Below are 12,986 nucleotides of genomic sequence, written 5' to 3'. Positions count from 1 at the left end.
GACTTCGAATCCCTTGATCGTGGCATAGGCCGTGGGGATCGATTTGAAACCGCGCACCGGCTTGATCAGTATCTTGAGCTTTCCGTGATCGGCCTCGATCACGTTATTGAGATACTTCACCTGCCGGTGGGCCGTCTCCCGGTCCAGCTTTCCTTCGCGCTTCAATTCGGTGATCGCTGCACCATAGCTCGGCGCTTTGTCGGTATTGAGCGTGGCAGGCTTTTCCCAGTGCTTCAGGCCTCGCAGGGCCTTGCCCAGGAACCGCTTCGCTGCCTTGGCGCTGCGGGTCGGCGACAGGTAGAAATCGATCGTGTCGCCCCGCTTGTCGACTGCCCGGTACAGGTAGGTCCACTTGCCCCGCACCTTGACGTAGGTTTCATCCAGGCGCCAGCTCGGATCAAAGCCACGCCGCCAGAACCAGCGCAGCCGCTTCTCCATCTCCGGGGCGTAGCACTGGACCCAGCGATAGATCGTCGTATGGTCGACCGAAATGCCGCGTTCCGCCAGCATTTCCTCAAGGTCGCGATAGCTGATCGGATAGCGACAATACCAGCGCACCGCCCACAGGATCACATCACCCTGGAAATGGCGCCACTTGAAATCCGTCATCGTTCCGTCCGTCCAATCTCCGCCAAGCATGCTCAAGCTTCACGATTTTTGCAACAGAGCCCACACGAGTATTGAGCATAGTCGAGATTGGTGCAGATCACTTCTGATATTGAACTGTCAGGAGCTGGCTGCACAACAGCCATTACGCCCAATCAACTGGTGCAGTCGTCTTCTGAAAATGACATTTGGTATCTCTCATAAACGGATGTTTTTGAGAGAACTATCTTCGGCCTTCACACGCACGAAAGGCGGCGAAGCTCCGCCGTTAATCCGTCCGCCGGAGATCTCGCCCAGGCAGGCTGAAGGCCGAGCAAGCCTGACAGGCCCGAAAAGCCCGGCACGGGCGTCGGCGGCGATGACGGCGGCGGCATTATCCAGGGTTGATGATGGAAGTGGAGGATATCGACAACCTCTCGCGCAACCAAGACATCGCGGTCGGACTGCAAGTGATCTTGAAGCCACGGGCCCGTCCCACCCCGACATGGACCTCGATGCCCGAACGGACGTTAGATTTCGAGTTCTAGGCGTTCTGCGATGAAGGTTGGATCCCAGCCGGGATTGAAAGTGTCGACGTGGGTGAATCCGAGCCGCTCGTATAGGCCACGCAGGTTCGGGTGGCAGTCGAGCCGCAGCTTGGCGCACCCCTGCGTTCGCGCGGCATGGCGGCAAGCCTCGATCAGCGCGGAGCTGACACCCCGGCCCGCATGTGTCCGTCGCACCGCGAGCTTGTGCAGATATGCGGCCTCCCCCTTGAGGGCGTCGGGCCAGAACTCGGGATCCTCGGCCGACAAGGTGCAACAGCCGACGATGCCGTCGCTGCAACTCGCGACTAGGAGCTCGGATCTCAGGACGAAGGTCTCCGCGAATGTCCGGTCGATCCGCGCGACGTCCCAGGCGGGCGTTCCCTTGGCGGACATCCACGCCGCAGCGTCGTGCATCAGCCGCACAACCTCGTCGATATCACCCGAGCAGGCGACCCGAACGTTCGGAGGCTCCTCGCTGTCCATTCGCTCCCCTGGCGCGGTATGAACCGCCGCCTCATAGTGCAGTTTGATCCTGACGAGCCCAGCATGTCTGCGCCCACCTTCGCGGAACCTGACCAGGGTCCGCTAGCGGGCGGCCGGAAGGTGAATGCTAGGCATGATCTAACCCTCGGTCTCTGGCGTCGCGACTGCGAAATTTCGCGAGGGTTTCCGAGAAGGTGATTGCGCTTCGCAGATCTCCAGGCGCGTGGGTGCGGACGTAGTCAGCGCCATTGCCGATCGCGTGAAGTTCCGCCGCAAGGCTCGCTGGACCCAGATCCTTTACAGGAAGGCCAACGGTGGCGCCCAAGAAGGATTTCCGCGACACCGAGACCAATAGCGGAAGCCCCAACGCCGACTTCAGCTTTTGAAGGTTCGACAGCACGTGCAGCGATGTTTCCGGTGCGGGGCTCAAGAAAAATCCCATCCCCGGATCGAGGATGAGCCGGTCGGCAGCGACCCCGCTCCGTCGCAAGGCGGAAACCCGCGCCTCGAAGAACCGCACAATCTCGTCGAGCGCGTCTTCGGGTCGAAGGTGACCGGTGCGGGTGGCGATGCCATCCCGCTGCGCTGAGTGCATAACCACCAGCCTGCAGTCCGCCTCAGCAATATCGGGATAGAGCGCAGGGTCAGGAAATCCTTGGATATCGTTCAGGTAACCCACGCCGCGCTTGAGCGCATAGCGCTGGGTTTCCGGTTGGAAGCTGTCGATTGAAACACGGTGCATCTGATCGGACAGGGCGTCTAAGAGCGGCGCAATACGTCTGATCTCATCGGCCGGCGATACAGGCCTCGCGTCCGGATGGCTGGCGGCCGGTCCGACATCCACGACGTCTGATCCGACTCGCAGCATTTCGATCGCCGCGGTGACAGCGCCGGCGGGGTCTAGCCGCCGGCTCTCATCGAAGAAGGAGTCCTCGGTGAGATTCAGAATGCCGAACACCGTCACCATGGCGTCGGCCTCCGCAGCGACTTCCACGATGGGGATCGGGCGAGCAAAAAGGCAGCAATTATGAGCCCCATACCTACAAAGCCCCACGCATCAAGCTTTTGCCCATGAAGCAACCAGGCAATGGCTGTAATTATGACGACGCCGAGTCCCGACCAGACTGCATAAGCAACACCGACAGGGATGGATTTCAGAACCAGAGAAAGAAAATAAAATGCGATGCCATAACCGATTATGACAACGGCGGAAGGGGCAAGCTTAGTAAAGCCCTCGCTAGATTTTAATGCGGATGTTGCGATTACTTCGCCAACTATTGCGATAACAAGAAAAAGCCAGCCTTTCATGATATATCTCCCAATTTGTGTAGGGCTTATTATGCACGCTTAAAAATAATAAAAGCAGACTTGACCTGATAGTTTGGCTGTGAGCAATTATGTGCTTAGTGCATCTAACGCTTGAGTTAAGCCGCGCCGCGAAGCGGCGTCGGCTTGAACGAATTGTTAGACATTATTTGCCGACTACCTTGGTGATCTCGCCTTTCACGTAGTGAACAAATTCTTCCAACTGATCTGCGCGGGAGGCCAAGCGATCTTCTTCTTGTCCAAGATAAGCCTGTCTAGCTTCAAGTATGACGGGCTGATACTGGGCCGGCAGGCGCTCCATTGCCCAGTCGGCAGCGACATCCTTCGGCGCGATTTTGCCGGTTACTGCGCTGTACCAAATGCGGGACAACGTAAGCACTACATTTCGCTCATCGCCAGCCCAGTCGGGCGGCGAGTTCCATAGCGTTAAGGTTTCATTTAGCGCCTCAAATAGATCCTGTTCAGGAACCGGATCAAAGAGTTCCTCCGCCGCTGGACCTACCAAGGCAACGCTATGTTCTCTTGCTTTTGTCAGCAAGATAGCCAGATCAATGTCGATCGTGGCTGGCTCGAAGATACCTGCAAGAATGTCATTGCGCTGCCATTCTCCAAATTGCAGTTCGCGCTTAGCTGGATAACGCCACGGAATGATGTCGTCGTGCACAACAATGGTGACTTCTACAGCGCGGAGAATCTCGCTCTCTCCAGGGGAAGCCGAAGTTTCCAAAAGGTCGTTGATCAAAGCTCGCCGCGTTGTTTCATCAAGCCTTACGGTCACCGTAACCAGCAAATCAATATCACTGTGTGGCTTCAGGCCGCCATCCACTGCGGAGCCGTACAAATGTACGGCCAGCAACGTCGGTTCGAGATGGCGCTCGATGACGCCAACTACCTCTGATAGTTGAGTCGATACTTCGGCGATCACCGCTTCCCTCATGATGTTTAACGCCTGGCACAGCTGCCGACAAAATTGGCGCTTGTTTTGCCGGCTTTTTGGCAAAACAAGTGACACTTTTGTCGGTCAGTTGCTGCCACTTGTTAACCCTTTTGCCAGATTTGGTAACTATAATTTATGTTAGACACGAAGTCTTGGCTAAAAACTGGCCTAAAACTACTGGGGATTTCTGGAAAATAGACATCACCTTCTGGCTCAATGTCGATTGTTGAAATATGTAAAGTATCAACTTTATCGATCAGGCTTTTGTATATTTCACCACCACCAGACACAATCACATGATCCGTTATCGTCTTCAGATGATTTAGCGCTTCATCGATAGATGGAAATACCAATACATTCTCATCACTGGAAGTGAAGCTTGAACGAGTTACAACGGCATATTTTCGGTTGGGTAAAGCCCCCATTGACTCGAAAGTCTTTCGGCCTACCAAAAGCCACTGATTATAGGTAATCGCTTTGAAGAGTAATTGTTCCCCTTTGGCACTCCATGGAATATCTGGGCCATTTCCGATAACTCCATTCTTCGAAATTGCTGCCATTAGTGATAGTTTCACGATACTTCCTTAGGGGTTAACTTTGTTTTAGGGCGACTGCCCTGCTGCGTAACATCGTTGCTGCTCCATAACATCAAACATCGACCCACGGCGTAACGCGCTTGCTGCTTGGATGCCCGAGGCATAGACTGTACAAAAAAACAGTCATAACAAGCCATGAAAACCGCCACTGCGCCGTTACCACCGCTGCGTTCGGTCAAGGTTCTGGACCAGTTGCGTGAGCGCATACGCTACTTGCATTACAGTTTACGAACCGAACAGGCTTATGTCCACTGGGTTCGTGCCTTCATCCGTTTCCACGGTGTGCGTCACCCGGCAACCTTGGGCAGCAGCGAAGTCGAGGCATTTCTGTCCTGGCTGGCGAACGAGCGCAAGGTTTCGGTCTCCACGCATCGTCAGGCATTGGCGGCCTTGCTGTTCTTCTACGGCAAGGTGCTGTGCACGGATCTGCCCTGGCTTCAGGAGATCGGAAGACCTCGGCCGTCGCGGCGCTTGCCGGTGGTGCTGACCCCGGATGAAGTGGTTCGCATCCTCGGTTTTCTGGAAGGCGAGCATCGTTTGTTCGCCCAGCTTCTGTATGGAACGGGCATGCGGATCAGTGAGGGTTTGCAACTGCGGGTCAAGGATCTGGATTTCGATCACGGCACGATCATCGTGCGGGAGGGCAAGGGCTCCAAGGATCGGGCCTTGATGTTACCCGAGAGCTTGGCACCCAGCCTGCGCGAGCAGCTGTCGCGTGCACGGGCATGGTGGCTGAAGGACCAGGCCGAGGGCCGCAGCGGCGTTGCGCTTCCCGACGCCCTTGAGCGGAAGTATCCGCGCGCCGGGCATTCCTGGCCGTGGTTCTGGGTTTTTGCGCAGCACACGCATTCGACCGATCCACGGAGCGGTGTCGTGCGTCGCCATCACATGTATGACCAGACCTTTCAGCGCGCCTTCAAACGTGCCGTAGAACAAGCAGGCATCACGAAGCCCGCCACACCGCACACCCTCCGCCACTCGTTCGCGACGGCCTTGCTCCGCAGCGGTTACGACATTCGAACCGTGCAGGATCTGCTCGGCCATTCCGACGTCTCTACGACGATGATTTACACGCATGTGCTGAAAGTTGGCGGTGCCGGAGTGCGCTCACCGCTTGATGCGCTGCCGCCCCTCACTAGTGAGAGGTAGGGCAGCGCAAGTCAATCCTGGCGGATTCACTACCCCTGCGCGAAGGCCATCGGTGCCGCATCGAACGGCCGGTTGCGGAAAGTCCTCCCTGCGTCCGCTGATGGCCGGCAGCAGCCCGTCGTTGCCTGATGGATCCAACCCCTCCGCTGCTATAGTGCAGTCGGCTTCTGACGTTCAGTGCAGCCGTCTTCTGAAAACGACACCATGTGCAAACGATGTCAGAATAGAGTTAAATTTCCTATTGATTGACATATTCCGTCAAAGGTAATAGATTTCATCCTGACACTTTTGCCTTTGGAGGCATCTTGCAAGGTCAACGCATCGGCTATGTCCGCGTCAGCAGCTTCGACCAGAACCCGGAACGGCAATTGGAGGGTGTTCAGGTGGCGCGGGTGTTCACCGACAAGGCTTCTGGCAAGGACACCCAGCGTCCCGAGCTGGAAAGGCTGCTGGCCTTCGTCCGCGAGGGCGACACCGTGGTGGTGCATAGCATGGACAGGCTGGCACGCAACCTTGATGACCTGCGCCGCATCGTCCAAGGGCTGACACAACGGGGCGTGCGCATGGAGTTCGTCAAAGAAGGGCTGAAGTTCACCGGCGAGGACTCACCGATGGCCAATCTGATGCTGTCGGTCATGGGAGCCTTCGCTGAGTTCGAGCGCGCCCTGATCCGCGAACGTCAGCGCGAGGGAATCGTGCTGGCCAAGCAGCGCGGTGCCTACCGGGGACGAAAGAAATCGCTGAACAGCGAACAAATTGCCGAGTTGAAACGGCGAGTTGCGGCAGGCGACCAAAAAACCTTGGTGGCCCGTGACTTCGGCATCAGCCGCGAAACCTTGTACCAGTACCTGCGGGAAGACTGACCATGCCACGCCGCTCAATCCTGTCCGCCACCGAGCGCGAAAGCCTGCTGGCACTGCCAGATGCCAAAGACGAACTGATACGGCACTACACGTTCAACGAAACCGACCTGTCGGTGATCCGTCAGCGTCGCGGCGCCGCGAATCGATTGGGCTTCGCTGTGCAGCTTTGCTACTTGCGATTCCCTGGCACCTTTTTGGGCGTCGATGAGCCTCCGTTTCCGCCCCTGTTGCGCATGGTGGCCGCGCAACTCAAGATGCCAGTGGAAAGTTGGAGCGAGTACGGCCAGCGCGAACAGACACGGCGGGAGCACTTGGTCGAGCTGCAAACGGTTTTTGGGTTCAAGCCCTTCACCATGAGCCACTATCGGCAAGCCGTGCATACATTGACCGAGCTGGCCTTGCAGACCGACAAAGGCATCGTGCTGGCGAGCGCACTTGTCGAGAATCTGCGGCGGCAGAGCATTATCCTGCCCGCCATGAATGCCATCGAGCGCGCAAGCGCCGAGGCCATCACCCGTGCCAACCGACGCATTTACGCGGCGCTGACCGATTCTTTGTTATCACCCCACCGTCAGCGCCTGGACGAACTTCTCAAGCGCAAGGACGGCAGTAAAGTGACGTGGCTGGCATGGCTGCGCCAGTCGCCTGCCAAACCGAACTCTCGCCACATGCTCGAACATATTGAGCGCCTGAAATCCTGGCAAGCACTTGATCTGCCCGCAGGCATCGAGCGGCAGGTTCACCAGAACCGCCTGCTCAAAATCGCTCGTGAAGGTGGCCAGATGACGCCTGCTGATCTGGCAAAGTTCGAGGTGCAACGACGCTATGCCACGCTGGTAGCGCTGGCCATCGAAGGCATGGCCACCGTCACCGATGAAATCATCGACCTTCACGATCGCATCATCGGCAAGCTGTTCAACGCGGCCAAGAACAAGCATCAGCAGCAGTTCCAGGCTTCCGGCAAGGCGATCAACGACAAGGTGCGGATGTATGGGCGCATCGGTCAAGCGTTGATTGAGGCCAAGCAAAGCGGCAGCGATCCGTTCGCCGCCATCGAGGCCGTTATGCCCTGGGACACCTTCGCCGCCAGCGTCACCGAAGCGCAAACATTGGCGCGGCCTGCCGACTTTGATTTCCTGCACCACATCGGTGAAAGCTATGCCACGCTACGCCGCTACGCGCCGCAGTTCCTGGGCGTGCTCAAATTGCGGGCTGCGCCCGCCGCCAAGGGTGTGCTCGATGCCATCGACATGCTGCGCGGCATGAACAGCGACAGCGCGCGCAAGGTGCCCGCCGATGCGCCAACCGCATTCATCAAGCCGCGCTGGGCAAAGCTGGTTCTGACCGACGACGGCATCGACCGGCGTTACTACGAGTTATGCGCCCTGTCGGAGCTGAAGAACGCGCTGCGCTCCGGTGATGTCTGGGTGCAGGGTTCTCGCCAGTTCAAGGACTTCGACGAATACCTGGTGCCGGTCGAGAAGTTCGCCACTTTGAAGCTGGCCAGCGAATTGCCGCTGGCAGTGGCCACCGACTGCGACCAATACCTGCATGACCGGTTGGAATTGTTGGAGGCGCAACTCGCCACAGTCAACCGCATGGCTGCGGCCAACGACTTACCGGATGCCATCATCACCACCGCGTCAGGCCTGAAGATCACGCCGCTGGACGCGGCAGTACCAGACGCCGCGCAAGCCATGATCGACCAGACAGCTATGCTGCTGCCGCACCTCAAAATCACCGAGTTGCTGATGGAGGTCGATGAATGGACGGGCTTCACCCGCCACTTCACACACCTGAAGACCAGCGACACGGCCAAGGACAAAACCTTGCTGTTGACGACGATCCTGGCCGACGCGATCAACCTGGGTCTGACCAAAATGGCCGAGTCCTGCCCTGGCACCACCTACGCCAAGCTGTCTTGGCTGCAAGCCTGGCACATCCGCGATGAAACCTATTCGACGGCGCTGGCCGAGCTGGTGAATGCGCAGTTTCGGCAACCCTTCGCCGGCAACTGGGGTGACGGCACCACGTCATCGTCGGACGGCCAGAACTTCAGAACCGGCAGCAAAGCAGAAAGCACTGGTCATATCAACCCGAAGTATGGAAGCAGTCCAGGACGGACTTTCTACACCCATATCTCCGACCAGTACGCGCCCTTCAGTGCCAAGGTGGTCAACGTGGGCATTCGTGATTCAACTTACGTGCTTGATGGCCTGCTGTACCACGAGTCGGACTTGCGCATCGAGGAACACTACACCGACACGGCAGGCTTCACCGATCACGTGTTTGGCTTGATGCATTTGCTGGGATTTCGCTTCGCGCCGCGTATCCGTGACTTGGGCGAAACCAAGCTATTCATCCCCAAGGGCGATGCCGCCTATGACGCGCTCAAGCCGATGATTAGCAGCGACAGGCTGAACATCAAGCAAATACGCGCCCATTGGGATGAAATTCTGCGGCTGGCCACCTCCATCAAGCAAGGCACGGTAACGGCTTCGCTGATGCTGCGCAAACTCGGCAGCTACCCGCGCCAGAACGGCTTGGCCGTGGCGTTGCGCGAGCTGGGGCGCATCGAGCGCACGCTGTTCATTTTGGATTGGCTGCAAAGCGTGGAGCTGCGCCGCCGCGTCCATGCGGGGCTGAATAAGGGCGAGGCGCGCAACGCGCTGGCCAGGGCGGTCTTCTTCTACCGATTGGGTGAAATCCGCGACCGCAGTTTTGAGCAGCAGCGCTACCGGGCCAGCGGCCTCAATCTGGTGACGGCGGCCATCGTGTTGTGGAACACGGTATATCTGGAGCGTGCCACCAGTGCTTTGCGTGGCAACGGCACGGCGCTGGACGACACATTGTTGCAATATCTGTCGCCGCTGGGGTGGGAGCACATCAACCTGACCGGCGATTACCTATGGCGCAGCAGCGCCAAGGTCGGTGCGGGGAAGTTTAGGCCATTGCGACCGCTGCCACCGGCTTAGCGTGCTTTATTTTCCGTTTTCTGAGACGACCCCTACATCGCCCCGGAAAAAATTAAGGCGCAGATTAAGGTTTCACGGGGTGGTAAAGGTATCAGCAGGTTAATCAGGATCCTCGAAAAAAATGAGTTCATCCGGATTGTGAAGGAGGGTCAGACGGTACTTACCATCGGCAATGATAATTCCATCGCCATTCTCTAGGTTCCCATATCTTTACTGGCCCTTTTTGACCCGGATACCTTCCGGGTTATTGAGGTTCGGATCAGGATGATAATAGAAGAGCAGAAATATGTTCAGTTCTTGCCGATGCCCAGCGTACGGCAAGAACTGAAGCGTTGTTTTAGTCTAAAGGCCGTACTTGCGTTCCCTTTCCTTAAAGGCCTGGATCCCGCCTTCCAGAATTTCACAAACGTGTTCTCTGATACCCCGGGTATGCAAACGGCCGGAATCGTCCTGTGAAGTGAACGAGCATTCCAGTGAGCCGGTATAATATTCAAACCGGAATTCACTGTTCTCAATGCCCGAGCGCTGCCCACTCTGGTTAGATACGATCACGCATTCAGCATCCGTTCCCACGACGAGGTTGGCATTGTGCGTCACCATAATGATCTGCCGGTCCGCCTTGCGCAGCCTGACGAAATCATTGAGCTGGGAATAAATCGTCCGGTTATCGAGATTGTCTTCAGGCTGATCAATAAGGATAGGGTGTCGCGAATTGCTCAGGTGAAGGATCAGGTTAAGCAGCACCAGACCCCGTTTGCCTGGCGACATCTGCACGATATCGTCGTTGCGGTAACGGACAGAAAAATCAATCAGGTAGCAGTCATCATAGAGATAACTCAGAATATCGGAATCCTCAATGCCCTTACGAAGAGCGGGAGCAACCCCGCCGCTTCTGTAACGGTCATAGATGCCTGCGATCGTATCCGCATGGCTATCAGCGGAAAATGTGTAGCCGCCTTTCGGGCTGGCCAGATCGCCGAGCAGGAGGTTTATGTTCCCTCGCCGGTCAAAGCAGCCGGTGAAGCGATCAAACTTCTCAGCATTGAAGGATATGCGAGCAATTACGCTAATTTCGCCTTCAGGGTGGTATTCAGGCTTGCTTAGCTCGTCCACGTAAGCCTGGTAAAGGTCAGTAAGGCGCGCATACTCGGTCTGGAGCTGGTTTTTTGTATCATTACCTTCCTGTAAAATGGACCGACGGCGTTCAGAGAGCTGTTGTAGCTGTCTGAGTTTTTCTCTTTCCTTTTCAAGCGCAGCCATGGATGCTTTGAGCGTTTCCTGATCGGTAATTTTTACTGATAGGGGAAGCAGCGTTTCCTTTTTGGCTGAGCTTTCGGTATCAATCCGCCTCAGCCTTGCGGGGATGCAGCCAAAACGGGCCTCGTGGCGACCAATGAAGTCACTGACAGCAGCTGAAAGACTGGCCTCCAGCTGACGAAGGCTTTTCTCCAAAAAAGAGGAATTCTCAGACAGCGGAATATCCAGCCTGAGTTGGTCGGTAAGGCTTTGTATCGTGCTACCGGCATGCCGATAAAGGCTTTCTTTAAGGCTTCTGCTGGCATCAGTAAGATCTTCTATCGCGCGCCGACGGGATTGAAGGTTGTCCGTGCGCAGTCTGAGTGCCATATACTGCTTTTCTTCATCCGGTGTAAACGATGCCTGCTTCCTCAGTTGAGCTATCTTCTCCTCCTGCCGCCGGATTTCATCACTTACCGCCTTTTCCGTGCCGTACTTCTCCATTTCCTTACCGCATTCGCTGTATTTTTTGCGCAGCTCGGTAAGATAATCAATCCTGGTTTTTATGACCCGAATAGTCGCTTCCCGCTGTGCGGTATTCTCAACCGCGAAAGCCTTGAAATTATTATTCTGATAAAGAATTTCCTCGACCAGCTGATTTAGCTGAAGCTGACCGCTACGTTCGGCAAGGTGATTGATATAGAGCTGCGGAATGTAGGTCACAGGCCGACAGTCGTCACCATGTAATGAACTAACTTCACCGTTTCCCCATGTGACTTCAACATCGAGATTGCTAAAGTCGTCATAGGCGGCTTGTCCTGAGATCCTGATTTTCTCGCTAACCTCATCAGCGTTAATGGCGCATGCCATGTGGTAAAGCAGCAGAGATTTGCCTGAAGACTTCCCGCCTATGATTGCATTCAGGTCAGGACTGAAGTTTACAGGCTGGTCTGAAAAAAGTGCATGGCCACTGCGATCCGTAAAGCAGACGTGTTTAATATATTGATAAGGCGTTTTTGTATGGGGGGACGTTTTCTGGATCCTGACGCGAGTGTGATCGTACAGTACCTGTTTTAATCCCGCAAAAGTAGGATCGGCTTTAATCCAGCAAAAACGATCCCCGTCGGGACGAAAAATTTTAGTCAGTCCATGTGCATCCGAACCGTGAAGGCAGGGGAGTAGCTTGCCGTATTTACTGATGACTTCAGCCCTGCTGTCGCTGCCGCGTCCCTGAAAGTACTCACAATCCTGCGGGTTACCAGAAAAAATCGCATCAACCAGGTGATAGAGGTTCTGCCGGACAGCAAGAAGACCATTGTCGCGGAGCCCGGAGATTCCGTCTCCTGAGCTGTTAGATGCAATGACAATAACGTTGTTCCGCAGCCAGGTTTCACTCCTCAGCCAGTCTTCAAAGACGTCAAAAGAAGGTTTGAACTGGTTAATGCCGTCGCGCAGATTTTTCTCGGGAGAGGACAACCCTGCTACCGCAATCCCCAGTTCAGTCAGCTGCTGATCGCTGCAGGAATAGTTCTGCCCGCAGTAACGGAAGTGAAGCCGGCCCAGCGCGTGTTTTATTTTGTCAACGTGACCGGCATCCGCCGGATTGACAATAAGATGAATATTCACACCCTTATCTTTTTGCGTTTCAGGTGTGATGCGAAATTCTATATTAGGAAAAACGGCCTCAATGTTGGCTAGCCGGCCCTGTGCACGGTATGCGAGCAGCTTCTCATACCCGGAGATAGTGCAGTAGTCGGTCGCCCCCATGACAGCGACCTCGTCGCCAAACGCTTCAATTGCAGAAAGATAAGCTTCCCAGTCATTCCGATACTGATTCTCAAGTGATGACGAAGGGGTATGAACATGCAGATCCCATTTACGCCATTCAGAGCCATTCGGGAATAGCTTCACTGTTACCTCCTTTTAACATGTCTATCAAAAATTGATATCTGCGTTTACGCACCCGGGATGTCAGTACAGAACATAACCTAATAGTTACCGCAAGCCTTTACAAGCGCATAAACGTGACCACTTGCATCCAGCTTCTCTATATACGAACGTGCCTATCAGATGCTTTCTGCCATTGCGGTTCTGGTGGCATACGAAACTATGCTGACGGGACTGAGACCCTTTCCCCTTCTCACGGAAATTCTTACCCACTACAGCAAACTTATTTTCACTGAAGTGGTCAACAAAAACTGGCCACCGCGTTAGAGTTTTTCCAGTATCGGTTTTCTGATTCGTTTGGTGGTAACCCACCATTATATTCGTGCGGTCTTAGTGCGCTG

9 protein-coding genes and 2 pseudogenes are annotated in these 12,986 nt (G+C 55.5%); 3 read left to right on the top strand and 8 right to left on the bottom strand.

Annotated elements, in window-relative coordinates:
* From ACQUTP_RS25470 to dfrA15, 7 genes and pseudogenes are all read right to left on the bottom strand, one after another.
* On the bottom strand, positions 1 to 609 hold a 609-nt coding region (locus ACQUTP_RS25470), incomplete at its 3' end, for an IS6-like element IS6100 family transposase (RefSeq protein WP_039002932.1).
* 117 nt (positions 610 to 726) lie between these two features.
* Positions 727 to 795, bottom strand: a pseudogene (locus ACQUTP_RS25465) (EAL domain-containing protein); the annotation flags it as partial.
* A 320-nt stretch (positions 796 to 1,115) separates the two neighbouring features.
* Entirely contained in the window at positions 1,116 to 1,616 is a 501-nt protein-coding gene (locus tag ACQUTP_RS25460; protein WP_000376623.1) for a GNAT family N-acetyltransferase, read from the bottom strand.
* Positions 1,617 to 1,743: 127 nt separating this feature from the next.
* Complete coding sequence (gene sul1, locus ACQUTP_RS25455) at positions 1,744 to 2,583, bottom strand: sulfonamide-resistant dihydropteroate synthase Sul1 (protein ID WP_000259031.1); 840 nt, start codon at positions 2,581 to 2,583, stop codon at positions 1,744 to 1,746.
* Entirely contained in the window at positions 2,577 to 2,924 is a 348-nt protein-coding gene (locus ACQUTP_RS25450) for a quaternary ammonium compound efflux SMR transporter QacE delta 1 (protein WP_000679427.1), read from the bottom strand. Before ACQUTP_RS25450 ends, sul1 begins: the two co-directional genes overlap by 7 nt.
* A gap of 116 nt (positions 2,925 to 3,040) precedes the next feature.
* Positions 3,041 to 3,879: pseudogene (gene aadA1, locus ACQUTP_RS25445) on the bottom strand (ANT(3'')-Ia family aminoglycoside nucleotidyltransferase AadA1).
* A gap of 101 nt (positions 3,880 to 3,980) precedes the next feature.
* A complete protein-coding gene (gene dfrA15, locus ACQUTP_RS25440) occupies positions 3,981 to 4,454 on the bottom strand; it encodes a trimethoprim-resistant dihydrofolate reductase DfrA15 (RefSeq protein WP_001355915.1) in 474 nt (157 codons plus the stop codon).
* Positions 4,455 to 4,610: 156 nt separating this feature from the next.
* Between dfrA15 and intI1 the strand changes: the two genes are divergently transcribed.
* From intI1 to ACQUTP_RS25425, 3 genes are all read left to right on the top strand, one after another.
* On the top strand, positions 4,611 to 5,624 hold the full coding sequence (intI1, locus tag ACQUTP_RS25435; RefSeq protein ID WP_000845048.1) for a class 1 integron integrase IntI1: 1,014 nt from the start codon (positions 4,611 to 4,613) through the stop codon (positions 5,622 to 5,624).
* Between the two features lie 305 nt (positions 5,625 to 5,929).
* On the top strand, positions 5,930 to 6,487 hold the full coding sequence (locus ACQUTP_RS25430; protein ID WP_001162012.1) for a recombinase family protein: 558 nt from the start codon (positions 5,930 to 5,932) through the stop codon (positions 6,485 to 6,487).
* A gap of 2 nt (positions 6,488 to 6,489) precedes the next feature.
* Positions 6,490 to 9,462: a Tn3 family transposase gene (locus ACQUTP_RS25425; RefSeq protein WP_001138073.1), complete on the top strand. Its 2,973-nt coding sequence runs from the start codon at positions 6,490 to 6,492 to the stop codon at positions 9,460 to 9,462.
* Positions 9,463 to 9,804: 342 nt separating this feature from the next.
* Here ACQUTP_RS25425 and ACQUTP_RS25420 read toward each other — a convergent pair whose 3' ends face one another.
* Positions 9,805 to 12,609, bottom strand: coding sequence for a TrlF family AAA-like ATPase (locus tag ACQUTP_RS25420; protein ID WP_209702750.1), 2,805 nt, complete (start codon positions 12,607 to 12,609; stop codon positions 9,805 to 9,807).
* Between the last annotated feature and the right edge of the window lie 377 nt (positions 12,610 to 12,986).

The organism is Klebsiella sp. 2-CIP_Kleb. (genome assembly GCF_050378715.1).
GTDB classification, from domain to species: Bacteria; Pseudomonadota; Gammaproteobacteria; order Enterobacterales; family Enterobacteriaceae; genus Klebsiella; species Klebsiella quasipneumoniae.
The sequence above is the reverse complement of the archived record's forward strand: the minus strand, read 5'-3'. Positions and strand labels throughout refer to the sequence as shown.